The organism is Sphingopyxis sp. NFH-91, from assembly GCF_021401285.1.
Classification (GTDB): Bacteria; Pseudomonadota; Alphaproteobacteria; order Sphingomonadales; family Sphingomonadaceae; genus Sphingopyxis; species Sphingopyxis terrae_A.
This window is the reverse complement of record NZ_JACBGA010000001.1, coordinates 192,282-217,002: the sequence shown is the minus strand read 5'-3', so window position 1 is coordinate 217,002 and position 24,721 is coordinate 192,282. Positions and strand designations below refer to the sequence as shown.

At 64.8% G+C, this 24,721-nt stretch carries 23 protein-coding genes; 14 read left to right on the top strand and 9 right to left on the bottom strand.

Translation table 11 applies throughout. From position 1 onward, the window contains the following. Positions 1-14 precede the first annotated feature (14 nt). Positions 15-239, bottom strand: coding sequence for an HIG1 domain-containing protein (locus L0963_RS01050; RefSeq protein WP_003041307.1), 225 nt, complete (start codon positions 237-239; stop codon positions 15-17). Between the two features lie 9 nt (positions 240-248). Next, on the bottom strand, positions 249-1,109 hold the full coding sequence (gene gluQRS / locus L0963_RS01045) for a tRNA glutamyl-Q(34) synthetase GluQRS (protein WP_234178478.1): 861 nt from the start codon (positions 1,107-1,109) through the stop codon (positions 249-251). Between the two features lie 170 nt (positions 1,110-1,279). Here gluQRS and L0963_RS01040 point away from each other — a divergent pair, with 170 nt between their 5' ends. Further along, positions 1,280-1,846: an HNH endonuclease gene (locus L0963_RS01040; RefSeq protein WP_003041310.1), complete on the top strand. Its 567-nt coding sequence runs from the start codon at positions 1,280-1,282 to the stop codon at positions 1,844-1,846. 64 nt (positions 1,847-1,910) lie between these two features. Further along, positions 1,911-2,333: a YbaY family lipoprotein gene (locus L0963_RS01035; protein WP_186402853.1), complete on the top strand. Its 423-nt coding sequence runs from the start codon at positions 1,911-1,913 to the stop codon at positions 2,331-2,333. A 2-nt stretch (positions 2,334-2,335) separates the two neighbouring features. Here the strand turns inward: L0963_RS01035 and L0963_RS01030 are convergent, their stop codons facing one another. Continuing rightward, positions 2,336-2,890: a hypothetical protein gene (locus tag L0963_RS01030; protein ID WP_062901666.1), complete on the bottom strand. Its 555-nt coding sequence runs from the start codon at positions 2,888-2,890 to the stop codon at positions 2,336-2,338. Positions 2,891-2,999: 109 nt separating this feature from the next. Here L0963_RS01030 and ppc point away from each other — a divergent pair, with 109 nt between their 5' ends. Continuing rightward, complete coding sequence (ppc, locus tag L0963_RS01025) at positions 3,000-5,669, top strand: phosphoenolpyruvate carboxylase (RefSeq protein WP_062901665.1); 2,670 nt, start codon at positions 3,000-3,002, stop codon at positions 5,667-5,669. Positions 5,670-5,735: 66 nt separating this feature from the next. Here ppc and L0963_RS01020 read toward each other — a convergent pair whose 3' ends face one another. The 4 genes from L0963_RS01020 to L0963_RS01005 all read right to left on the bottom strand — a co-directional run bounded on the left by L0963_RS01020 (position 5,736) and on the right by L0963_RS01005 (position 9,551). Then, positions 5,736-6,251, bottom strand: a complete 516-nt coding sequence (locus L0963_RS01020) for a hypothetical protein (protein ID WP_062901664.1) — start codon at positions 6,249-6,251, stop codon at positions 5,736-5,738. 140 nt (positions 6,252-6,391) lie between these two features. Continuing rightward, positions 6,392-7,195 carry an SDR family oxidoreductase gene (locus L0963_RS01015; protein ID WP_062901663.1) on the bottom strand — a complete coding sequence of 268 codons (804 nt, stop codon included), beginning with the start codon at positions 7,193-7,195 and terminating at the stop codon, positions 6,392-6,394. A gap of 52 nt (positions 7,196-7,247) precedes the next feature. After that, positions 7,248-8,366: an acyl-CoA dehydrogenase family protein gene (locus tag L0963_RS01010; protein WP_234178477.1), complete on the bottom strand. Its 1,119-nt coding sequence runs from the start codon at positions 8,364-8,366 to the stop codon at positions 7,248-7,250. 3 nt (positions 8,367-8,369) lie between these two features. Continuing rightward, positions 8,370-9,551 carry an acyl-CoA dehydrogenase family protein gene (locus L0963_RS01005; RefSeq protein ID WP_003041330.1) on the bottom strand — a complete coding sequence of 394 codons (1,182 nt, stop codon included), beginning with the start codon at positions 9,549-9,551 and terminating at the stop codon, positions 8,370-8,372. A 172-nt stretch (positions 9,552-9,723) separates the two neighbouring features. Here L0963_RS01005 and L0963_RS01000 point away from each other — a divergent pair, with 172 nt between their 5' ends. From L0963_RS01000 to L0963_RS00950, 11 genes are all read left to right on the top strand, one after another. Next, complete coding sequence (locus tag L0963_RS01000; RefSeq protein WP_062766081.1) at positions 9,724-10,581, top strand: SDR family NAD(P)-dependent oxidoreductase; 858 nt, start codon at positions 9,724-9,726, stop codon at positions 10,579-10,581. Beyond that, positions 10,578-12,017, top strand: coding sequence for an MFS transporter (locus L0963_RS00995; RefSeq protein ID WP_062901659.1), 1,440 nt, complete (start codon positions 10,578-10,580; stop codon positions 12,015-12,017). Before L0963_RS01000 ends, L0963_RS00995 begins: the two co-directional genes overlap by 4 nt. Continuing rightward, on the top strand, positions 12,014-13,465 hold the full coding sequence (locus L0963_RS00990; protein ID WP_062901658.1) for an MFS transporter: 1,452 nt from the start codon (positions 12,014-12,016) through the stop codon (positions 13,463-13,465). The genes L0963_RS00995 and L0963_RS00990 overlap by 4 nt, the downstream gene beginning before the upstream one ends. A gap of 113 nt (positions 13,466-13,578) precedes the next feature. Next, positions 13,579-14,871, top strand: a complete 1,293-nt coding sequence (locus tag L0963_RS00985) for an acyl-CoA dehydrogenase family protein (protein ID WP_003041345.1) — start codon at positions 13,579-13,581, stop codon at positions 14,869-14,871. A 92-nt stretch (positions 14,872-14,963) separates the two neighbouring features. Beyond that, positions 14,964-16,055 (top strand): Zn-dependent alcohol dehydrogenase, encoded by a 1,092-nt coding sequence (locus L0963_RS00980; protein ID WP_062903104.1) that lies wholly within the window; start codon positions 14,964-14,966, stop codon positions 16,053-16,055. Next, positions 16,052-17,125: a phosphotransferase family protein gene (locus L0963_RS00975; protein ID WP_062901657.1), complete on the top strand. Its 1,074-nt coding sequence runs from the start codon at positions 16,052-16,054 to the stop codon at positions 17,123-17,125. The genes L0963_RS00980 and L0963_RS00975 overlap by 4 nt, the downstream gene beginning before the upstream one ends. Then, a complete protein-coding gene (locus L0963_RS00970) occupies positions 17,122-17,898 on the top strand; it encodes an SDR family NAD(P)-dependent oxidoreductase (protein WP_003041355.1) in 777 nt (258 codons plus the stop codon). Before L0963_RS00975 ends, L0963_RS00970 begins: the two co-directional genes overlap by 4 nt. Beyond that, complete coding sequence (locus tag L0963_RS00965; protein ID WP_062901656.1) at positions 17,898-18,701, top strand: SDR family NAD(P)-dependent oxidoreductase; 804 nt, start codon at positions 17,898-17,900, stop codon at positions 18,699-18,701. Before L0963_RS00970 ends, L0963_RS00965 begins: the two co-directional genes overlap by 1 nt. A gap of 12 nt (positions 18,702-18,713) precedes the next feature. Beyond that, positions 18,714-19,916 (top strand): serine hydrolase domain-containing protein, encoded by a 1,203-nt coding sequence (locus L0963_RS00960; protein WP_062901655.1) that lies wholly within the window; start codon positions 18,714-18,716, stop codon positions 19,914-19,916. A 156-nt stretch (positions 19,917-20,072) separates the two neighbouring features. Further along, positions 20,073-22,106: a 3-hydroxyacyl-CoA dehydrogenase NAD-binding domain-containing protein gene (locus L0963_RS00955; protein ID WP_062901654.1), complete on the top strand. Its 2,034-nt coding sequence runs from the start codon at positions 20,073-20,075 to the stop codon at positions 22,104-22,106. A 141-nt stretch (positions 22,107-22,247) separates the two neighbouring features. Next, complete coding sequence (locus tag L0963_RS00950) at positions 22,248-22,484, top strand: hypothetical protein (RefSeq protein WP_062901653.1); 237 nt, start codon at positions 22,248-22,250, stop codon at positions 22,482-22,484. A 426-nt stretch (positions 22,485-22,910) separates the two neighbouring features. Here the strand turns inward: L0963_RS00950 and mmsB are convergent, their stop codons facing one another. Beyond that, on the bottom strand, positions 22,911-23,786 hold the full coding sequence (mmsB, locus tag L0963_RS00945) for a 3-hydroxyisobutyrate dehydrogenase (protein WP_062901652.1): 876 nt from the start codon (positions 23,784-23,786) through the stop codon (positions 22,911-22,913). A gap of 151 nt (positions 23,787-23,937) precedes the next feature. Continuing rightward, complete coding sequence (locus L0963_RS00940) at positions 23,938-24,720, bottom strand: enoyl-CoA hydratase-related protein (protein WP_062901651.1); 783 nt, start codon at positions 24,718-24,720, stop codon at positions 23,938-23,940. Position 24,721: the final 1 nt, after the last annotated feature.

Sequence of the window (24,721 nt, the reverse complement as noted above, 5' to 3'; positions counted from 1 at the left end):
CGGACGCGCCGCGATCAGCTACCCGCGGCGAGAAGGCCGATGAGCACGATCAGGATGATCGTCACCGCCTGCCACTTCACGCGCGCCATCATCATCCGGTTCTGCATGAGCTGATTTTCATGCTCATTGCCCTCCATCGCGGCGCGGTGACCCTGCGCGAAATAGAAGAGCCCGCGCGCGAGCGCGAAGAGGACGAGGCCGGCCGACGCAACGACCGCAAGGATGAGAAGCACCTGCATGTCTTCTATTTAGGGCATTTGCAGCGAATATCCAGCCGGAAGCCGCCCGGCGCGCAAATCATCGGCCAGCGCGCGCCCGTCCGCGCCCGCAGCGCGCAGCGCGGCAAGCGCCGCCGCGCCGTCGCGCTTGGCGAGCCGCTTGCCGTCGGCGCCGCAGACAAGCGCATGGTGGCGGTAGACCGGGGGCCGAAAACCGAGCAGCGCCTGGAGCAGCCGGTGGACGTCGGTCGAGGCGATCAGATCTGCGCCGCGAACCACCAACGTCACCCCCATCGCGGCGTCGTCGATCGTGCTCGCGAGATGATAGCTGGCAGGGGCATCCTTGCGCGCGAGGACGACGTCGCCATGCGCGGCGGGATCGGCGGCGCGCGGCCCCTGCCCCTCCTCCTCCCAGACGAGCGGGCCCGCAATCGCGACCGCGCTTGCCATGTCGAGCCGCCAGCAATGTGGCTCCTGCGCCAATCGCCGTTCGCGCTCGGCCGCGCCGAGGTGGCGGCAGGTACCGGGATAAAGCGGCGCGCCGTCCGCCGGTGCTCCGTGCGGCGCTGCGAGGCTGGCGGCAATATCGGCGCGGGTGCAGAAGCAGGGGTAGACGAGCCCGCGTTGGCGAAGATCGGCGAGCGCGGCGGCATAATCGCCCAGATGTTGCGACTGGCGAACCGGGGCGCCGTCGAATGTCAGGCCGAGCCATTCGAGATCGGCGAGCGCAGCGCCGACAAACACCTCGCGCGAACGGCTGCCGTCGATGTCGTCGATGCGGAGGTGGAACCCGCCGCCAGCGGCGCGCGCGGCATCATGCGCGAGGATCGCGCTGAACGCGTGGCCAAGGTGCAGTTCGCCGGTCGGGCTGGGGGCGAAGCGGGTCAGCATGGCTCAGCGACCGAATCCATATGCTGTGGGGCTCTCAATCCATCCATTCCATATATTGCGACACATCCCCCCTTGACGCCAGATTCTGATGCGTCATGTAATGATGGTGTCACGCGAGGAAGGCAGTGGCGCGCCATCCCGAGCAGCATAGGGGGCAGCGTTACCAAGCCATGTTCCATCCCGATCTTGCCCGGCATCCCGATAATTGTCCGGCTCTCGTCCTCAATGCAGATTATACGCCGCTGAGTTATTACCCGCTGAGCCTGTGGCCGTGGCAGACCGCGGTCAAGGCGGTATTCCTCGATCGCGTCACGATCGTCGAGAATTACGAGCGCGAAATCCATTCGCCGACGCGGACAATGCCGATCCCCAGCGTCATCGCGCTGCGCCAATATGTGAAGCCGTCGCAATATCCCGCCTTCACGCGCTTCAACCTGTTCCTGCGCGATCGCTTCGCCTGCCAATATTGCGGGTCAGGCAAGGACCTGACCTTCGATCATGTCGTGCCGCGGCGGCTGGGCGGACGGACGAGCTGGGAAAATGTCACCACCGCCTGCGCGCCGTGCAATCTGCGCAAGGGCGGGCGGACGCCGGCGCAGGCGCATATGCCGCTGCACCAGAAGCCGTGGCGTCCGACGAGCTGGCAGCTTCAGGACAATGGCCGCGCCTTTCCGCCGGGCTATCTGCACGAAAGCTGGATCGACTGGCTTTACTGGGATGTCGAACTGGAGGGCTGACAGGCCCGGTTCAGCCGGAGGATGCCAGGCGATTGCCAGATATTTGGTCAACAGGAGTATCGCCATGAACCGCGCCATCGCCTCGCTCGCCATCGGCATCGCCGCCCTGCCCCTTGCCGCCTGCGCAAGCTTCGCGCCCGCCGAGCAGCCCGTGTCGGTGACCGGCGCGATAACCTATCGCGAACGCATGGCACTGCCGCCGACGGCGCAGGTCGAGGTGACGCTGGCCGACGTCAGCCTGATGGATGCGCCCGCGTCGGTGATCGCACGCCAGAGCTTCACCGCCGACGGCCGGCAGGTGCCCTTCGCCTTTTCGCTGACTGTCGACCAGCGCCGTCTCGACCCGCGCCACAGCTATGCCGTGGCGGCGAGGATCACCGATGCGTCGGGCAAGCTGATGTTCATCACCGACACGCGCAACAGCGTGACCTTCGACGGTGCGCCGCGGATCGACCTGGGCACGCTGGTGATGGTGAAGACGCGCTGACCTCAGCCGTCACAGTTTAGGTCTGTGCGCACGCCCATCTCGTGCAGCATCTTTTCGACTCTCGGAAAGTCGAACTGCCATTCGTCATAGGAATCGGTCCGGCGAAGCGCGGGAGTCATGCCGACACCTTGGCAGCAGTAGCAGACCTGAATCTCGCCGAGCTGATGCCCCGATCCGTCATAATATCGAAAGAAGTGATGCGGAATAAAGCAAGCCGCATGGACCCGCTCAGCCCATTCCTTCTTTGTCAGACGGTAAAGAAATACCGATCCGTCGAGAATATCCCGCTGCGCCTTTGTCAGGCGAATGCCTTCGGGTCGCGACGTCCATTTCCCCATCTTTTCTTGATCGTCATAAGATAGATCTTCAACGAACAGGCGGACCTCGGCGGCTTGCGGCCACGGCCTGACCGGCGTGGCTCCGGCCGAAGGCCTGGAGGGCGGCGACATGATATATTCGTCGCCCGACACCTCCGATCCCATGGCCAGCGACAAAACGACGCCCACGGAAAGGAGCAGTGCTGTGCCGACGGCAATCATGGCGCTTCGTTGCTTCATATTGCCTCCCTCAGCCCAAGCCATTTCAATAGCTTTAACAGACACGTAATAAAGGCATAGCTATGCGCCGCTTGACCCGGCGCCTGTTGCGGTGCAGCAAGCTGCGTCCATGGGCCCACCAATCCAGATCTCGCAAAATCCCGACATCCGCTATCTCGGGCGAATCCTCGGCGACGTCATTCGCGCCTATGGCGGCGAGAAGCTGTTCCGGCAGACCGAATATATCCGGTCGTCGAGCGTCGACCGGCATCGCGGCATCGCGGGCGCCGAGACGATCGATCCGGGGCTGGAGGCGCTGAGCCTCGACGATACCATCGCCTTCGTGCGCGGCTTCATGCTGTTTTCGATGCTCGCCAATCTGGCCGAAGACCGGCAGGGCGTCGCCGCCGAGCCCGAGGCGACGGTGGCGGCAGCGCTTGCCCGGCTGAAACAGGACGGTATCGATGGCGATGCGGTCGCGGCGCTGCTCGGCGCCGCGCTGGTCGCGCCGGTGCTCACCGCGCACCCGACCGAGGTGCGCCGCAAGTCGATGCTCGACCACAAGAACCGCATCGCCGAGCTGATGCGGCTGCGCGATGCCGGCGTCGAGGAAACCGCCGAGGGCGATGTCGTCGAGGAAGCGATCCGCCGCCAGATCGTGCTGCTGTGGCAGACGCGGCCGCTGCGCACCGAAAAATTGTTCGTTGCCGACGAGATCGACAATGCGCTGACCTATTTGCGCGACGTGTTCGTGCCCGTGATCCCCAAGCTTTATGCGCGCTGGGAACAGGAACTTGGCGCGCGCCCGGCAAGTTTCCTGCGCGTCGGGAGCTGGATCGGCGGCGACCGCGACGGCAATCCTTTCGTCACCGCCGAGACGCTGCATATGGCAACGAGCCGCAACGCCGCCGCGGTGCTCGGCCATTATATCGACGCGGTGCATGCGCTCGGCGCCGAACTGTCGGTGTCGTCTTCGCTCGCGACAGTCTCCGAAGCGGTCGAGGCACTGGCCGCGGCGAGCGGCGATACCGCGCCGAGCCGCAGCGACGAGCCCTATCGCCGCGCACTGTCGGGCATCTATGCCAGGTTGTGCGCAACCTATGCCGGCATCGTCGGGCGCGCGCCGCCGCGGCCGTCGGCACTGGCCGGCGACGCCTATGCCGCTCCCGCCGATTTTCGCCGCGACCTCGTCACCATCGCCGCCGGCCTGTCGGCGAGCGGCGAGGGCCAGCTTGGCGGCATCGGCGCGCTCGGCCGGTTGATCCGCGCGGTCGAGGTCTTCGGTTTCCACCTTGCGACGCTCGACATGCGGCAGAACAGCGCGGTGCACGAACGCGTGCTCGCCGAGCTGCTCGCGGTCGCGGGCGTCGAAGGCGATTATCTCAGCTTGGGCGAAGAGGCGCGCGTCGAGCTGCTGCGCCGCGAACTGGCGACCAACCGCCCGCTTGCCGCGCCGTGGCACAAATGGAGCGAAGAAACCGCCGGCGAACTCGCGATCGTCCACGCCGCCGCCGCGATCCGCGCCAGGCTGGGCGTCGAGGCGATCGTCCAGTGGATCATCAGCAAGGCCGAAAGCCTGTCCGACCTGCTCGAAGTCCATGTCCTCGCCCGCGAAGCCGGATTGTGGTCGGCCGAGGCGCAGGACAATCTGATGGTCGTGCCGCTGTTCGAAACCATCGCCGACCTCGACGAGGCGCCGGGGATCATGGCCGCCTATTTCGCGCTGCCCGAGATTGCGCCGCATGTCGTCGCGCGCGGACATCAGGAAGTGATGATCGGCTATTCGGATTCGAACAAGGATGGCGGCTATCTGACCTCAACATGGGGGCTCTACCAGGCATCGGAAGCGTTGACCCCGGTGTTCGAGGCCGCCGATACCGCGATGCAGCTGTTCCACGGTCGCGGCGGTGCGGTCGGGCGCGGCGGCGGCAGCGCTTTCGCTGCGATCCGCGCGCAGCCCGCGGGGACGGTGCAGGGCCGCATCCGCATCACCGAACAGGGTGAAGTGATCGCGGCCAAATATGGCACCGCCGACAGCGCCGCGACCAATCTGGAGGCGATGGTATCGGCAAGCCTGCTCGCCAGCCTCGAGCCCGAGGCGATGAGCGCGGACGACGCCGGGCGCTTTGCGGGTGCTATGACCGCGCTGTCGAACGACGCCTTCGCCGCCTATCGCGGCCTCGTTTACGACACGCCCGCCTTCAAGGACTTCTTCCGTGCAATGACGCCGATCGCCGAGATCGCGACGCTGAAGATCGGATCGCGGCCGTCGAGCCGCACCAAATCGACCGCGATCGAGGACCTGCGCGCGATCCCCTGGGTGTTCAGCTGGGCGCAGGCGCGCACCATGCTGCCCGGCTGGTACGGCACCGGCGAGGCCTTTGCGGCGTTCGCGGACCAGGCGCTGCTCGCCGATATGGCGCAAAGCTGGCCCTTCTTCGGCGCGCTGCTCGGAAATATGGAAATGGTACTGGCAAAATCGGACATCGGCATCGCCGCGCGCTATGCCGAACTGGCCGGGGATGTGGGCGGGCATGCGGCGATTTTTTCGCGCATCCGCGACGGCTGGCACCGCGCCCACGACGGGCTTTTGACAATCACCGGCCAGTCGCGGCTGCTCGAGAATAATCCAGCGCTCGAGGCATCGATCCGCCTGCGCCTGCCCTATATCGAGCCGCTCAACCTGCTGCAGATCGAATTGATGAAGCGCCACCGCGCGGGCGAAACCGACCCCCGCATCGCCGAGGGCATCCAGTTGACCATCAACGCGATCGCAACCGCGCTGCGCAACAGCGGGTAGACCCGAACACCGTCATGGCGAGGAGCAAGGCGAAGCAATCGCTTCGCGCCTCGCCATGACGAGGGGTCAATTCTTGACGATCCGCACCTCGCCCTTGCTCGTCTCGCCCGCGGGTTCGAAGCTGATCGTGAAATCGGCGCCGTCCTTGTCGGTTCCGCGCAGCGTGTCGCCGGCGCGCTGGACCTGGATATTCTTCTTCGCAAATTCGCCGGCCATCCAGTCGGCTGCCTTGGCGGGCGCCGCCGGCGAGGTGAAGCCGAGGCGCACCCTCGCCTTGTCGGCGCCGCCCTTGTCACTCGCATTGACGTCGATGCTTGCGATCTTGCTGCCCGGATAGAGCTTCACCCCGTCGATATCGAAATCGCTATCGACGTCGATATTGGCGAAATCGGGGAGCTTGAAGCTCATCGAGCCGTGGTCGCCATCGATGCTGACCTTGCCGCCGTCCTTGCCGGCGGTGATCCGGACATTGCCGCCGTCGCCATCGGCATTCACCGTGATCTCGGCCTTATCGCTCTTGTCTTCGGCGTGGCCGCAGGCGCCGAGCAACAGCATCGGGGGAATCAGGAAGGCGAAACGCATGGACTGTCTCCTTGGTGCATTATCTGAATAATACACCTGCGCGCGCGGCGAGTCAATTTCCTGTCGGCTCGCCATAACGCGGTTACGGTTCGACAGGGATGCCCCCCTGATCAAGTCCGGGGTGGCCAACAAGAAGCGGCCTAAGCGTCGATGCTGGTCTTGAGGTCGCCATGGACGAGACCGCCGTCGACCGCGATCGTTTCGCCGACGACATAATCGCCCGCCTTCGATGCGAGAAAGATCGCTGCGCCGGCCATATCCTCGGGCACGCCGATGCGCTTGGTCGGGATGCTCTTGGCAACTGCGTCGCCATGGTCGCGCGCCGCCTTGTTCATGTCCGACTGGAAGGCGCCGGGTGCGATCGCGGTGACGATGATATTGTCCTGCACCAGCCGCGCCGCCATGCGCTTGGTCAGATAGAGGATCGCCGCCTTCGACGCATGATAGCTGTAGGTTTCCCATGGGTTGAGGCGCATGCCGTCGATCGATCCGATGTTGATGACCTTTGCCGGCTGTGCGGGCGTGCCCGCCGCCTTCAGCAGATTGTGCAACGCCTGGGTCAGGAAGAAGGGCGATTTGACGTTGATGTCCATCACCTTGTCCCAGCCGGCTTCGGGGAAATTCTCGAAGGGTTCGCCCCAGGCGGCGCCCGCATTGTTGACGAGGATGTCGAGCTTTTCCTCGCGTGCTTCGAGTTCCTTGGCGAGCGCGCGGCAGCCTTCGACGGTCGAAAGATCGACGGGAAGGCCGATGACCTTGCCCGGATAGCGCGTTTCGAAATCGGCGACGGCTTCCTCGATCTGCGCCGTTTTGCGCGCTGAGATATAGACGCGCGCGCATCCCGCGGCGAGATAGCCTTCGACGATCATCTTGCCGATGCCGCGCGAACCGCCGGTGACGAGCGCGATGCGGCCGTTGAGGCCGAACATATCATTGAGGTTCATTGTTTTTCTCCGATCACTCCCCTCCCGCAGGCGGCAGGGGGTTTGAGTCGTTTCAGTATCCGTTCATCCGGGCGACCTGGTCGATATGGTAATGCACATCGCCCATGAATTCGGCGAGCGCGCGGTCGCGTTTCATGTAGAGGCCGATGTCATATTCGTCGGTCATGCCGATGCCGCCGTGCATCTGAACGCCTTCGCGCACCGCAAGGTTGGCGGCGCGGCCGGCCTTGGCCTTGGCGACCGAGACCATCAGCTTCGCGCCTTCGCTGCCTTCGTCGAGGAGCTGCTGCGCCTTCATCACCGTGGCGCGCGCGACTTCCATCTCGCCATAGAGATGCGCGGCGCGGTGCTGGAGCGCCTGAAACTCGCCGATCAGCTTGCCGAACTGCTTGCGTTCCTTGAGGTAATTGACGGTCATGTCCATCGCGCCCTGGCCGACGCCGACCATTTCGGCGGCAGCGCCGGTGCGGGTGGCGGCCAGCAGCGCGTCGAGGATGTCGCCGCCGGCATCGACTTCGCCGATCACCGCGTCGGCATCGACCTCGACGCCGTCGAGGGTGACATGGCTTGCAAGCGAGGAGTCGACGAGGCGGCGCGGATCGGCGGTCAGCCCCCTTGCATCCTTCGCCACCGCGAACAGGGTGATACCGCCGTCGGTTTTCGCCGCGACGATGCTCATGTCGGCGACATGGCCGTGGAGGACGAAGCTTTTCTTGCCGTCCAATCGAAAGCCGTTGCCGGCGCGTGTCGCGGTGGTCGCGATGCGGTCGGGGCGGTGCTTGGCACCCTCGTCGATCGCGAGTGCGACGATCGCCTCGCCGCTGGCGATGGCGGGAAGCCAGCGGCCCGCCTGCGTTCCGCCCGCCTTCGCCAGCGCGGCGACCGCGCCGACGCTGGTCGCGAGGAAGGGCGACGGCGTCAGGTTGCGGCCGATTTCCTCGAGCACGATGCCCGCTTCCATATGCCCCATGCCGAGCCCGCCATGCGCCTCCGGCACCAGCATGCCGGGCAGGCCCATTTCGGTGAACTGCGCCCACAGGTCGCGCGAGAAGCCGGTGGCGTCGGCCTCGTCGCGCAGCTTGCGGAGGTGCGAGACGGGGGCCTGTTCGGCCACAAAGGGCGCGACGCTGTCCTTGAGCATCGCCTGATCGTCATTGTGATACAAGGGCATGGGTCAGGCTCCGGGCAAATCGAGGATACGCTTGGCGATGACGTTGAGCATCACTTCGCTCGTGCCGCCTTCGATCGAATTGGCCTTGGTGCGCAGCCACGCGCGCGGGCGGGCGCCACCCTTTGTTTCGGGGCTGTCCCATTCGAGCGCTTCGCTGCCACCGCCCGACATGACGAGTTCGTGGCGGCGCTTGTTGAGCTCGGTCCCGACATATTTCATCATGTTCGACGAGGCGGGGTGCGCGCGGCCGGTCTTCCACATGTCCATGAAGCGTTCGCCCATCGCGCGATAGGCAAAGACATCGACGTCGAACGCCGCCATTTCGGCGCGCAGGATCGGATCGTCGAGTTCGCCATGGTCGTTCTTGCCGATCGCCTTGGCAAAGGCGCCGCCGATGCTGACCATGTCGCCGCCCGCACCGCCGCCCGAAATCATCTCGCGTTCGTGGCCGAGGAGATATTTGGCGACGTCCCAGCCCCGGTTGATCTCGCCGACGAACTGCGTCTTGGGCACTTCGACATCGTCGAAGAAGGTTTCGCAGAAGGGCGAATTGCCCGAAATCAGCAGGATCGGCTTGGTCGTGACGCCCTTGCTCTCCATGTCGAAGAGCATGAAGGTGATGCCCTGATATTTGTTCGCCTTGTCGGTGCGGACGAGGCAGAAGATCCAGTCGGCCTTGTCGGCATAGCTGGTCCAGATCTTCGATCCGTTGACGACCCAGTGATCGCCCTTGTCCTCGCCGAAGGTCTGCAGGGAGACGAGGTCGCTGCCCGAGCCGGGTTCCGAATAGCCCTGGCACCAGCGGATTTCGCCGCGCGCGATCTGGTTCAGATAATGGACCTTCTGCTCTTCGGTACCGAATTTGAGCAGCGCGGGGCCGAGCATCCAGATGCCGAAGCTGTCGAGCGGCGAGCGCGCGTTGATCCGCTTCATTTCCTGTTTCAGGATCTTGGTCTGTTCGGGGGTCAGCCCGGCGCCGCCATATTCCTTCGGCCAATCGGGAACGGTGTAGCCCTTTGCGGCGCAGGCTTCGAGCCATTGTTTCTGGGCGTCATTCTTGAAAACCCATTTGCGGCCGCCCCAGCACACATCGCCTTCGTCGCGGACGGGTTCGCGCATTTCGGGGGGGCAATTGGCTTCCAGCCAGGCGCGCACTTCGGCGCGGAAAGCGTCCTGATCGCTCATCTTTCGGGCTCCTCTTCTGGCGCGCAAACTAAGGGGAGTCGCCCGGTTTACGCAAGCGTCAACTTGGCCGTGCCGCGCTGCCGTTACGGCGCCGTAGCGTCCGATTGCGGGCCGTTGACGCGCCCTCCCATGCGCCTAAGCTAAGTGGCAAAAGAAAACGGGAGAGCAGGAAATGCGATTCGCAGGCAAGGTCGCCGTCGTCACCGGCGCAGCATCGGGTATTGGCAAGGCGGCCGTTCTGAAACTCGCGGGCGAAGGCGCCCATGTTTTCGCAGCCGACATCGACGAGGCGGGCGGTCAGGCTCTTGCCGCGGCGTCGAACGGCCGGATCGAATTCATCCGGTGCGACGTCACCGTCGCGTCGGACATCGAAGCGCTGATGGACGAAGCCGCGAAGCGCGGCGGCGGCATCGACATCGTGTTCAACAATGCTGCCGCAGGCGGCGACCGCGCCCCGATCGACGAAATCACGCCCGACGGATGGGACTGGACGATGAACCTCGTCCTCAAATCGGTCGCGATGGGCATCCGCTATGCTGCGCCTCACATGAAGGGCCGCAAAGGCGCCGCGATCGTCAACACTGCGAGCGTCGCGGCGCTCGGCGCTGGCTATTCGCCGACCGCCTATGCCGTCGCCAAGGCGGGCGTGCTGCATCTGACCAAGGTCGCGGCGACCGATCTTGCCCAATATGGCATCCGCGTGAACGCGATCTGCCCCGGCTTCATCAACACCAATATCTTCACCACCTCGCTCGAGGTGCCCGACGAAAGCAAGGATGCGGCCAAGGCGGTGATCGCCGAAATGAGTGCGCATGCGCAGCCGGTCGCGCGCGGCGGACAACCCGACGACATCGCCAATGCCGTCGCCTATCTGGCGAGCGAGGAGGCGAGCTTCATGACCGGCACGCATATGCTGGTCGACGGCGGTCTGACGATCGGCCAGCGCCACGCCTGGGATCCCGAAGCGCCCGGCCTGTTCGACGCCCTGATAGCCATGGAGGATGCGGCCAAGGCCGGAGCCGCGGCGTGACCGCCGAGACCCCGGCGCAGGCGCGCCTGCCGCTCGGGCTCAAATTATTCCACGGCCTCGGCAGCGTTGCCTATGGGGTCAAGGACAACGGCTTTTCGACCTTCCTCCTGATCTTTTACAGCCAGGTGGTCGGGCTCGATGCGAGCCTAGTTTCGCTGGCGCTGATGTTCGCGCTGCTCGCCGATGCCTTCGTCGATCCGCTGATCGGCTATTTTTCGGACCGCACCTATACGCGCTGGGGCCGCCGCCATCCGTGGCTCTATCTCGCGCCGCTGCCGCTCGGGCTCGCATGGATGCTGCTGTGGTCGCCGCCCGACGACCATACGCACATCTTTGCCTATCTGGTGGTCGTCGCGGTGTTGGTGCGCACGCTGGTATCGTGCTGCGAAGTGCCGTCGCAATCGCTCGTCGCCGAACTGACAAGCGATTATGACGAGCGCACCGCGCTGGTCCGCTTCCGCTTCCTCTTCGCCTGGGGCGGCGGGCTGCTCGTCTTCTTCCTCGCCAACACCGTCTTCCTGCGGCCCGACGCGACGCACAAGTTCGGGCAGCTCAATCCTGCGGGCTACTGGCTCTACGGCCTGTGCGGGGCGATCATCATGGCGGTGACGGTTTTCATCTCGGCGCTCGGCCAGCATCGGCGCATAGCGCATCTGCCCGCGACGAAGCCCGAACCCGGAACGCCCCGGCGCGCCTTTGCCGAGATTTGGGAATCGCTGCGCCACCCGGCGGCGCTGATCCTGCTCGGCGCCTCGCTGATCGCGATTTCGAGCACGCAGATGACCTTCACCATCTCGAACTTCCTTTATCTTTATGTCTGGCGCTTTTCCGATGGCGCCTTCGCGGCGCTGCCATGGCTGCTGATGGTCAGCGTCCTGCTGTCCTTCGTGTTTGTGCAGCCACTCCACCACCGGTTCGGCAAGAAGCGCGTCGCGGTGATCTGCGGGATCATCAGCACGACGTTCTGGGTGGCGCCGTTCGGCCTGTTCCTTTCGGGCCATTGGCCGGGAACCGGCTCCGCCTTTTCGAGCAATCTGCTGATGGGCTTCATCCTCGTTTCCAACGTCAACGCGGTGATGGTGATGATCTCCGCACAGTCGATGCTCGCCGACGTCGTCGAAGCCTCGCAGGTCGAAACCGGACGCCGCACCGAAGGCGTGTTCGCCGCCGGCTGGATGTTCGTCCAGAAATGCGCCACCGCCGTAGGGATCGGCCTCACCGGCCTGCTGATCAGCCTGTCGGGCCTGCCGGCGAAAGCCGTTCCCGGCGAGGTTGCACCGCAAGTGGTCGACCGGCTGGTCGTCAGCTACAGCCTGATCGTGATCGTCGCGACAATCCTGTCGACGTGGATCTTCGCGCGCTTCCCGATCAACCGCGCCGACCACGAAGCCCGCGTCGCCGCGCTGTCCGCATCCGAAACGATCGCGCTGCAATGAGCGCCAATATTCTCCCGGGCGCGCTGCCGACGCGCATCAAGGTGGCGCATGGCGTGGGTGCCGTAACGCTCGGAATCAAGGAGTCGGGGCTCACTACCTTCTTCATGATCTATTACAACCAGGTGCTCGGTTTCGATCCGCGCGTCGTGTCGCTCGTGTTGATCGGCGCGATGCTGGTCGATGCGATCGTCGATCCGATGATCGGCCGGCTGTCGGATGCGACGCGAACCCGGCTTGGGCGGAGGCTGCCCTGGCTTTACGGCGCCGCTCTGCCGATGGCAATCGTGTGGACGCTGCTGTGGGTGTCGCCCGATATCGCAAAACATTCGACGTTGGGCCTGTTCCTCAATGTCGTGGCCGTGCGGATATTGGTGTCGGCGTGCGAAATTCCGTCGATCTCGCTCGTCGCCGAACTGACGCGCGATTATGACGAGCGCACCGCGCTGATGCGCTATCGCTTTCTGTTCGGCTGGCTCGGCGGCCTCCTTGCCGTGGCGCTTGCCTATAATGTCTTTCTGGTCTCCGACGATCCCGCGCGCAGCGGCTTGCTCGAGACATCCGGCTATACCGCCTACGGTCTGTTCGGCGCCGCCATGATCTTGCTGACGACGCTGGCGTCGGCATTCGGTCAGCAACGCCGCATCCTGTCGCTGCCGCCTCCGCCGCGCAGGCCGCACGGCCATTCGATGCTCGCTGACATCCTGCTTGCCTTTCGCAACCCGGCGTTTCTTGCGCTGGCGTCCGGCGCGCTGTTCGTCACGGGCGCCTATGCGACGACGATCGCGTCGACCAATTATATGATGCTCTATGTCTGGCAACTCAGCGATGCACAGCTGCGTTTCTATCCTGTCGGGCTCGCCGTCGCGGTCTTCGGCGCTTTCGCGGCGGTCGGCCATGCGCACCGCCGCTTTGGCAAGCGCGACAGCGCGATCGGTGCCGCGCTCGCGAGTGGCGTGATCGCTTTCCTGCCCTATGCCGCACGCAATCTGGGCTGGTGGCCCGATCTGGGCGGATGGCCTTCGGTGATGCTTTTGCTGTCGTTGCAGACCCTGTCGCTGTTCGGGTTGGTGGTGGCAACCATTTCCACCTCGTCGATGGTTGCCGAAATCGTCGAAGCGCATGAGGTCGATCATGGCACGCGGATCGAGGGCGTCTTCTTCGCCGGCTATCTGATGGTCCAGAAATTCGGGCAGGCGCTCGGCATCTTTCTCGTCGGCCAGCTTGTCGCCTTTGCAGGGTTGAGCGATCAAGTGCGGCCCGAGGACTGGCCAGCCAGCACTGCCGCGGCAATGGCGTGGACTTTCGCCGGATTGATGATTTTGATTTCGGTCATGGCGGCCATTGGCCTGCGGCGGTATCCGATCGACCGGGCCAGCCACGAGGCACGGCTCGCCGCCCTCGCCTCGACGGGCGGCGCGGCGGCCGATAGCCAGGGGCCGCGGCCGTAACGGAAGATTGCGCGGGCAGCGATGCCGGGGCAATTTTCTGCGCCGCGGGTCTTGGCAAAGGGGGGCGAATCGGTCCAAAGGCTTACGTGAACGTAAAGGGAAAGGATGCAGCGATGGATTTCGACTTCACCGACCGGCAGGTGCACTGGCGCGACCGGGTGCGCGAGTTCATCGACCGCAAGATCCGCCCCGCCGTTGCGACCTACAAACAGCAGGATGCGAGCGGCGATCGCTGGAAAGTCATCCAGGTCGTCGAGGATCTGAAGGCCGAGGCGAAGGCCGCCGGCATCTGGAACCTGTTCATGCCGCCGCGCAGCAGCGCGCACCATCATGTCGACGAGACGTTCGAATTCGAAGGTCCGGGGCTCACCAACCTCGAATATGCACTGTGCGCCGAGGAAATGGGCCGCGTCGGCTTTGCGAGCGAGGTGTTCAACTGCTCGGCGCCCGACACGGGCAATATGGAAGTCTTCCATCGCTATGGCACCCGCGCGCAGAAGGACAGATGGCTCGCCCCGCTGATGAATGGCGAGATTCGATCGGCCTTTCTGATGACCGAACCCGCGGTCGCCTCGTCCGATGCGACGAACATCGAAACGCGGATCGAACGCGACGGCGACGACTATGTCATCAACGGCGTCAAATGGTGGTCGTCGGGCGCGGGCGATCCGCGCTGCAAGGTCGCGATCGTCATGGGCAAGACCGATTTCGGCGCCAAGCGCCACGCGCAGCAGTCGATGCTGGCGGTCCCGATGGACGCGCCGGGCATCAATATCCTGCGCCACCTGCCCGTCTTCGGCTATGACGATGCACCGCACGGTCATATGGAAATCGAGCTCAAGGACGTTCGCGTCAAGGCCGAGGACGCGATGCTGCTCGGCGAAGGCCGCGGCTTCGAGATTGCGCAGGGCCGCCTCGGGCCGGGGCGTATCCACCATTGCATGCGCACGATCGGCGTCGCCGAAGAAGCGCTCGAACGGATGTGCAAGCGGCTCCAGTCGCGCGTCGCCTTCGGCAAGACCGTGGCCGAGCACAGCATCTGGGAACAGCGCATCGCCCGCGCGCGCATCGACATCGAAATGACGCGCCTCCTGTGCCTGAAGGCCGCCGACATGATGGACAAGGTCGGCAACAAGTCGGCCGCGGCCGAGATCGCGATGATCAAGGTGCAGGCGCCGAACATGGCGCTGCAGATCATCGACGATGCGATTCAGGCGCATGGCGGCGGCGGCGTCAGCGAGGATTTCGGCCTCGCCAAAATGTATGCCGGCCAGCGCACGCTGCGCATCGCCGACGGTCCCGACGAAGTCCACGCCCGCGCCATCGCGCGCATCGAGCTGGCGAAACATTCGCCCGCCGCGCAGGACGATCGTTTCTCGTCGGGCGACATCGGCGTTACGCGTTAAATCGTCCCACGTCCGTTCGTGTCGCGCGAAGTCGAGACACGAACGGCCACAACCGGTTCTCGATGTCGCTCGAACCGAACGGAGAAGATACATTGACCAAAGCCGCCGTCCTGATCGAACCCGGCAAGCCCCTCGTCATCGAGGAGGTCGTCGTCGACAAGCCCGGCCCGCACGAGGTGCGCATCCGCACCGCCGCCTGCGGGCTTTGCCATTCGGACCTTCACTTCATCGACGGCGCCTATCCGCACCCCCTGCCCGCCATCCCCGGCCATGAAGCCGCCGGGATCGTCGAGGCGGTGGGCAGCGAAGTCCGCACGGTGAAGCCGGGCGATGCGGTCGTCACCTGCCTCAGCGCCTTTTGCGGCCATTGCGAGTTCTGCGTTACCGGGCGCATGTCGCTGTGCCTTGGCGGCGAGACGCGCCGGCCGGTCGGATCGGCGCCGCGCATCACGCGCCCCGACGGATCGCCGGTCAACCAGATGCTCAACCTCAGCGCCTTTTCGGAGGTGATGCTGGTCCACGAACATGCGTGCGTCGCGATCGATCCCGAAATGCCGCTCGACCGGGCGGCGGTGATCGGCTGCGCGGTCACGACCGGCGCGGGCACCATCTTTAACGCGTGCAAGGTGACGCCGGGCGAAACGGTCGCGGTCGTCGGTTGCGGCGGCGTCGGGCTCGCGACGATCAACGCCGCCAAGATCGCCGGCGCGGGGCGCATCATCGCCGCCGACCCGGTTCCCGAAAAGCGCGAACTGGCGATGAAGCTCGGCGCAACCGATGTCGTCGACGCGCTCGCCGACGATGCCGCCAAACAGATCGTCGAAATGACCAAGGGCGGCGTCGACCATGCGGTCGAAGCGGTCGGGCGTCCTGCCTCGGCCAGCCTCGCGGTCGCCTCGCTGCGCCGCGGCGGCACCGCGACGATCCTGGGCATGATGCCGCTGTCCGAAAAGGTCGGGCTGGGCGCAATGGACCTGCTTTCGGGCAAGAAGCTGCAGGGCGCGATCATGGGCGGCAATCGCTTCCCGGTCGACATCCCGCGGCTCGTCGATTTCTACCTGCGCGGCCTGCTCGATCTCGACAGCATCGTTGCCGAGACGATCCCGCTCGACCGGGTCAACGAAGGCTTCGACAAGATGCGAAAGGGCGATGCCGCGCGGTCGGTGATCGTGTTCGGCCAATGACGGAAACAATCGACGCGCAAAAGGCCTTCAGCGGCACCGTCGCGCCGGAGGGCGCCGACGTCCTCGACGAGGCGAAGCTGACCGCCTGGATGGAAGCCAATGTCGAAGGGTTTGAAGGCCCGCTGACGCAGAGCAAATTTGCCGGCGGCCAGTCGAACCCGACCTACAAGATATCGGCGCCGTCGGGCAATTATGTGCTGCGGCGCAAACCTTTCGGCCCGCTGCTCCCGTCGGCGCACGCCGTCGACCGCGAATATAAGGTGCAGGCTGGCCTCCATAAGATGGGCTATCCGGTCGCGCGCCAATATGGGCTGTGTACCGATGACAGCGTGGTCGGCAGCTGGTTCTATGTGATGGGGATGGTCGACGGCCATACCATCTGGGACGGATCGATGCCGGGGTCGACCCCCGAAAACCGCCGCGCGACCTATTTCGCGATGATCGACGCGCTCGCGGCGCTGCACAGTGTCGATGTCGAAGCCGCCGGGCTTTCGGACTTCGGCAAGCCGGGCAATTATTTCGGGCGCCAGGTCGATCGCTGGACCAAGCAGTACCGGCTGTCCGAGACCGAGACGATGGACGAGATGGAGCGGCTGATCGCATGGCTGCCCGCGACCTTGCCCGAACAGACGCGCACCAGCGTCGTCCACGGCGATTACCGGATCGACAATATGATCTGGGCCAAGGACCGGCCCGAGGTGCTGGCGGTGCTCGACTGGGAATTGTCGACACTCGGCGATCCGCTCGCCGATTTCACCTATGTCGCAATGGCGTGGGTGACCGAAAACGGCGGCCGTTCGGGGGTGATGGACCTTGACCGCGCGGCGCTCGGCATTCCGGAGCTCGACGAGGTGGTCGATCGCTATTGCGCCGCGACCGGGCGCGACAGCGTTCCCGACATGAACTGGTATTTCGCCTATAATTTCTTCCGCCTCGCCGGCATCATGCAGGGGATCAAGAAGCGCGTCATCGACGGTACCGCATCGTCGGCCCATGCCAAGGCAATGTCCGAACGCGTCCTGCCGCTGGCGCAAAAGGCATGGCACTTCGCGCAGCAGGCCGGCGCATGAGCCTGTTCGACATGACCGGGCAGGTCGCGCTGATCACCGGATCGTCGCGCGGCATCGGCAAGGCGACCGCCGAAGCAATGGCCGAACAGGGCGCCAAGGTCGTCATCTCGAGCCGCAAGCAGGATGCCTGCGATCAGACCGCGGCGGCGATCAACGCGCGCTTTGGCGAAGGCACCGCCATTGCGGTTGCCGCGAACATCTCGTCGAAGGAGGATCTGCAGCATCTCGTCGACGCGACACGCGCCGCCTTCGGCAAGATCACCGCGCTCGTCTGCAACGCGGCATCGAACCCCTATTATGGTCCTGGCCTCGGCATCAGCGACGACCAGTTCCGCAAGATCATGGACAATAATATCCTGTCCAACCACTGGCTGATTTCGATGGTCGCACCCGAAATGCTCGAACGCGGCGAAGGATCGATCACGATCATCAGTTCGATCGGCGGGCTCAAGGGATCGCCGATCATCGGAGCCTACGGGATTTCCAAAGCGGCGGACATGCAGGTGGCGCGCAATTTCTCGGTCGAGTTCGGCCCCAAGGGCGTCCGCGTCAATTGCATCGCGCCCGGCCTGATCCGCACCGACATGGCGCGCGCGCTGTGGGAAAATGAAGAGAATCTTCGGCGTTCCACCGCGGCTTCGACGCTGAAGCGCATCGGCGAACCGCACGAGATCGCCGGCGCGGCGGTCTTTCTTGCCAGCAAGGCGGGGGCATTCACAACCGGCCAGACCATCGTCTGCGATGGCGGAGCCACGATATCGGGAGGCGCATGATGGGCGCATTGGACGGCAAGATTGCGATCATTACCGGCGCGGGCAGCGGCATCGGCCGGGCAAGCGCGCTGCGCTTCGCCGCCGAAGGTGCGAAACTCGTCATCGGCGACAAGAGCGCGGCGGTGCATGACACGGCGCAGGCAGTGAAGGACGCAGGCGGCACCGTCGTCGCGCTGGAAGTCGATGCCGGTGTCGAAGCCGATGTTGCGCGGCTGGTCGCGACCGCACAGGAAAATTACGGTGGGCTCGACATCGCCTTCGCCAACGCCGGGATCATCGGCGACATGGGCGGCATCTTCGACATCTCGCCCGAGGCCTGGGCCGAAACGCTGCGCGTCAATCTGATCGGCCCGGCGCTGATGGTGAAGCATGCGGGCAAGGCGATGGTCGATCAGGGCCGCGGCGGCGCGATCCTGCTGACCGCGAGTGTCGCGGGGATCAATTCGGGCGCCGGCCCGGCCGCCTATTCGGCGTCGAAGGCGGGGGTCATCAACCTTGCCAAGACCGCGGCGCAGCAGATGACGTCGGCCAATGTGCGCGTCAACGCGATCTGCCCCGGCCTCACCGAAACCGGGATGACCAAACCGACCTTCGACTATGCAAAGGAGAAGGGCGTCACGCACAAGATCGGCCAGCTCAACCCGCTAAAGCGCGCCGGCCAGCCCGAGGAGCTCGCCAATGTCGCGCTCTTCCTGCTCAGCGACCAGGCAAGCTACGTCAACGGACAGGCGATTGCGGTTGACGGGGGCCTCACCAGCTCGCACCCGGTGACGCGCCAGCTTCTCGGCCAGACATCGCACTAAGGACGACGCCCCATGGGTCACGGATTCGATACCGCGCGGCTAGACCGCATTCCAGCCTTTCTCGGCGCGAAATATGTCGGCGCCGGCCGCCTGCCGCATGCGGCGACGCTGGTGTCGCGGCGCGGCGAGATCGCGCATCTGTCGTGCATCGGCGAGGCGCGTCCGGGCGAGGCGCTGAAAGAGGATGCGATCTTCCGCATCGCCAGCATGACCAAGCCGATCACCAGCACCGCCTTCATGATGCTGGTCGAGGAGGGCAAGGTCGCGCTGTCCGATCCGCTGGTAAAGTTCTGCCCCGAGTTCAAGGACACCGGCGTCTTCGTTGCGGGCGGCGGCAATGTGCCCTTCCTGACCCGGCCGCCGGTGCGCCCGATCCTGATGGTCGACCTGCTGCGCCATACCGCCGGCCTCACCTACAGCTTTCAGGAGCGTACGCCGGTCGACGCCGCCTATCGCAAGACCAAGATCGACGATTTCGACGCCGATTATACGATGGACAGCTTCATCGCGGGACTCGCGAAAATCCCGCTGCAGTTCGATCCCGGCGCGCATTGGAATTATTCGATGGCGACCGACGTCCTTGGCGCGGTGATCGAGCGGATCGAGGGCAAGCCGTTCGCCGAGGTGCTGCAGGAGCGCATCTTCGGCCCCCTCGGCATGGTCGATACCGGGTTCAAGGTGCCTGCGGACAAACAGCATCGGCTGACGGACTGCTACGCTTTCGACCCGAAGGAGAAGATGAAGGGCTTCGACAGCGGCGACCGCAGCCGCTGGGCAAAGGACCGCAGCTTTCATTCGGGCGGCGGCGGGCTCGTCTCGACGCTGGCCGATTATCACCGTTTCTGTCTGATGCTGCTCGGCGGCGGCAAGCTGGACGGCACGCGAATCATCAGCCGCAAGACGCTCGCCCTGATGACCGCGAACCACCTGGTCGGCGGCGGCGACCTGACGCAGCATAGCGTCGGCATCTTTTCCGAGGACGAAAATGCCGGGGTCGGCTTCGGGCTCGGCTTCGCGGTCACGCTCGACCCGGCGGCGGCGGGCATCCCCGGCTCGGCGGGGGATTTTTATTGGGGCGGCATGTTTTCGACCGGCTTCTTCGTCGATCCGGTCGAAGAAATCTGCATGGTGTTCATGACCCAGCTCATGCCCTCGTCCACCTATCCCGTGCGGCGCGAGGTCAAGACGCTCGTCCACGCCGCGATCGACGACTGAAATGATGTATATGTTCGAATAAAAAGGGCCTGTATCCCCGCGAAGGCGGGGACCCATCTCCTGCCGGTGCCAGATCGTGCCGTCCGGTGATGGACCCCCGCCTTCGCGGGGGCACAAGGCTTTTCTGACAGGCTTTAGATTGAGAGGAGCTTTCCCATGTCCGATGAAACCCCCGTATCCGTCACGATGCAGAAGGATGGCGAGATCGCCGTCGTCATCGTCAACAACCCCCCGGTCAACGCCCTGTCGTGGCATGTCCGTCAGGGGTTGAAGGATAATTTCGAAGCCGCGCTCGCCGATGACGGCGTCAAGGCGATCGTGCTGCGCTGCGATGGCGCAACCTTCATCGCCGGCGCCGACATCAGCGAATTCGGCAAGCCGCCGCGCGGTCCCGATTTCAACGCCGTGCTCAACATGATCGAAGCCGCGACCAAGCCGGTCGTCGCTGCCATCCACGGCACGGCGCTCGGCGGCGGCCTCGAAACTGCGCTCGTCTGTCATTATCGCGTCGCGGTCCCGTCGGCGAAGCTCGGCGTGCCCGAGGTGAAGCTGGGGCTGCTGCCCGGCGCGGGCGGCACGCAGCGCCTGCCGCGCGTCGTCGGGGTCGAAGTCGCCGCGACGATGACCTCGCTCGGCGATCCCGTCCCCGCGCCACGCGCGAAGGAGATGGGCCTCGTCGATGCGCTGGCGGGTGAGGACAGCCTTGCCGCCGACGCAATCGCCTTCGCCCGCGCCAAGATCGCCGACGGCCCGCGCCCGACCCGCGAACGCGCCGTGTTCGGCGACGTCGGCGTCATCGAAAAGCTGAAGACCGCGAACGCGAAGCGCTGGCGCGGTTTCGAGGCGCCTTACGCGAACCTCGCCTGCGTCGAGGCGGCGACGCGCCTGCCCTTCGACGAAGGGCTCGCCTTCGAGCGCCAGGAATTCATGAAGCTGATGATGGGCAGCCAGTCGGCGGCGCAGCGCCACATCTTTTTCGCCGAACGCCAGGCGGCAAAGATCGACGGCCTGCCCAAGGACACGCAGCTGCGCGACATCAAGAAGGTCGGCATCATCGGCGCCGGCACGATGGGCGGCGGCATCATGATGAACTTCCTGCAAAAGGGCTTTCCCTGCACCATCGTCGAAATGCAGCAGGAAGCGCTCGACCGCGGCCTGGGCGTGGTGCGCAAGAATTATGATGCCAGCGCCGCGAAGGGCCGCTTCAAGCCCGAACAGGTCGATCAGATGATGGGGCTCATCACCCCCGCGCTCGAACTCGACGCGCTCGCCGACTGCGACCTCATCATCGAGGCGGTCTACGAGAATATGGACGTCAAGAAAGACATCTTCGGCAAGCTCGACAAGATCGCAAAGCCCGGCGCCATTCTGGCGTCGAACACCAGCTACCTCGACGTCAACGAGATTGCAGCGTCGACGAGCCGCCCCGGCGACGTGCTCGGCATGCACTTCTTCTCGCCCGCCAATGTGATGAAGCTGCTCGAAGTGGTGCGCGGCGACAAGACCGCCCCCGACGTGCTGGCGACCGCGATGGCGATCGGCAAGAAGATCGACAAGGTCGCCGTCGTCGCCGGCGTCTGCCACGGCTTCATCGGCAACCGCATGCTCGCACCGCGCCAGATCGAGGCACAGAAGCTGTTGCTCGAAGGCGCGACCCCGGCGCAGGTCGACAAGGTGCATGTCGATTTCGGCATGCCGATGGGACCGTTCCAGATGAGCGACCTTGCCGGCGTCGACATCGGCTGGCACCGCGACCCGAACCGGATCGAAAGCATCCGCGACGCGCTGTGCGCCGAAGGCCGCTGGGGCCAGAAGAAGCAGGCGGGCTTCTATGACTATGACGACAAGCGCAATCCGTCGGAAAGCCCGCGCGTTGCCGAGATCATCGAGGAGTTCCGCCAGAAGGCGGGCATTCAGAAGCGCGAGATCAGCGATCAGGAAATCGTCGAACGCACGCTCTATCCGATGGTCAACGAAGGTGCCTTGATCCTCGCCGAAGGCAAGGCACAGCGCGCGAGCGATATCGATGTGGTGTGGATCTACGGCTATGGCTGGCCGGTCTATCGCGGCGGTCCGATGTTCTGGGCGGGCCTTGAAGGCACCGACAAGATCGCCGCGGCGCTGGAAAAGCACGGCTTCACGGTGGCACCGCTGCTCGCCGAGAAGGCCGCGGCGAAGGCGGGCTTCTAAACCAGCGCGAAACGAAGAAAGGGCCGCCTGTCCCCGCTTGGGTCAGGCGGCCCTTCTTTTGTCAAAATCACGGCGACCGGCCGTAAAAACAGCGGCGATTCAGGGTTAAGATCATGGCGGCATCGGCCGTTAGAGCAGAGCATGAACGCCATGTCCTTTGCCCTCGCCCTGCTCGTCGCTGCGGGCGCACCGACGGCAGCGCAAGCTCCGCCGCCGCAGGCAAGCGCCGTGGGCGTCGCCCGCGCGCGCATAGTGGCCCCGGCCGAGGTGCGGCGGGTGAACGGCCGACTGGAAGTGCGCTCCGGCGACAGCAAAGCGCCCACGCAAGTGCATCGCACCAAAAGGCTCAATGGCGGCGAGACAGCGGATTTCTATTGAACTGGTGCCGGACCGCGGTGGGTTCGGTTATCGACCGATTGCGGACATGGTTGTTTGTCCATAATGTCGATCATCGCGCGGCCAAACTCGCGCATGGCGATGAAATCGGTTTAACCTCGAGGGACATTTATGGGCGGCTCGGCTGCATTATTCTTTTTGCCGGTCCTTATGTATGCAGTTGTGCAGACCGCCAGAGATGTGCGCTCTAAAGCCTGGCTTTTGTCAACGTGGGGCCTGCTAACTATCTTGATCGTCGCTTGGGCGACTCTCCTGTTGTTGAGCGGTCCGCAGCACTGAGCCTCCGTGTCGCAATCCATTCTTGCACGAACGTGAAACGTCCGCTCCCCTCCCCAAAGTCGTCGTTCGCCGTCGATCTGGGTCGTATGACCGGAATCGACCCCAAACGGTCACGGGCGGCGTTGCGGCTCAATCCTGCAATGTCTTGATGATCGCGGAAAAATCATGTCCGCCTTCATCGGCGGCGACGAACGCTTCATAGAGTTCGCGGGCCTTCGACCCCATCGGGACCTCAGCCTCGACGCTCGCTGCCGCTTCCATCGCGAGGCGGAGATCCTTGAGCATCAGGGCCGCGGCGAACCCGCCCTTGTAATCATTGTCGGCGGGAGTCGTCGGCCCGACGCCCGGGAGCGGCGCATAGCTGGTGAGCGACCAGCATTGCCCCGACGACACGCTGGCGATGTCGAAGAATTTCTGCGGGTCGAGCCCGAGCTTCTGCGCAAGCGCAAGCGTTTCGCACGTCGCGATCATCGAGGCGCCGAGCAGCATGTTGTTGCAGATCTTCGCGCCCTGCCCCGCACCCGCGTCGCCGGCGTGGATCACCGCCTTGCCCATTTTCGCGAGGATCGGTTCGGCGCGCGCGAAACCTTCGTCGGTGCCGCCGACCATGAAGGTAAGCGTGCCCGCATTCGCAGCGGCGATCCCGCCCGAAACCGGCGCGTCGACCGCGACGAGGCCCTTCGCCGTCGCCGCTTCGATGTTCGAGCGCGCGGTTGCGACGTCGATCGTCGAGCAATCGAGCAGCAGAGTGCCGGGCGCGGCATTGGGAAAGACCTCGGCGTCATAAACGCCCGCGACATGCTTGCCCGCAGGGAGCATGGTCACGACAGCCTCGGCGCCGGTCACCGCCTCGGCCGCCGATGCGGCGCGGGTGCAGCCCGCTTCTACCGCCCGCGTCAGCGCCTCTTCGCTGAGGTCGAAGGCGCGGACGTCGTGGCCCGCCTTCGCAAGGTTCGCGGCCATCCCGCCGCCCATGTTGCCTAGTCCGATAAAGGCGATTTTCATATTTCTCTCCACAAACCTCAATGACTTGTGTGTCCCCGCGAAGGCGGGGATCCATCATCCGGCAGTTTGAATTGCGCCGTCCGATGATGGGCCCCCGCCTTCGCGGGGGCACACAGCTTTTCACTCAAAAGATGGATTATGTTCGAGACGATCACCGCCCCTTCCACACGCCTTCGCGTTTTTCGATGAACGCGGCCATGCCTTCGACCTTGTCCTCGGTCGCGGCGAGGATCTGGAACAGGCGGCGTTCGTAGAGAAGGCCCTGGTCGAGCGTCGTTTCGAACGCCGCGTTGACCATATCCTTGTTCACCATCGCAGCCATCGGCGGCATGCCTGCAATCGTGGTCGCGGTCTTCACCGCTTCGTCGACGAGCGTTTCATGCGCAACCACGCGTGCAACAAGGCCCGAACGCTCGGCTTCGGCGGCGTCCATCATCCGGCCGGTGAGGCACATTTCCATCGCCTTCGCCTTGCCCACCGCGCGGGTCAGCCGCTGCGACCCGCCCATGCCGGGGGCGACGCCGAGCTTGATTTCGGGCTGGCCGAATTTCGCTTTTTCCGACGCGATGATGAAGTCAGCCATCATCGCCAGTTCGCAGCCACCGCCCAAGGCAAAACCGTTGACCGCGGCGATCCACGGCTTCCTGACCTTCTTCGCGAAGTCGCTCGTCCATTTCGAGAAGAAGTCCTCGAGATAGAAATCGGCGGCGGGCTTGTCGGCCATTTCCTTGATGTCGGCGCCCGCGGCGAACGCCTTGTCGCCCGATCCGGTAAGAACGGCGCAGCGCTGGCTGTCATCGGCCTCGAAAGCCGCGAATGCGGCGATAAGGTCGTTCAGCACATCGGAGTTCAGGGCATTGAGCGCCTGCGGGCGGTTGAGCGTGACGAGCGTGACGGCGCCGCGCTGTTCGACGAGGAGGGTTTCGTAAGTCATT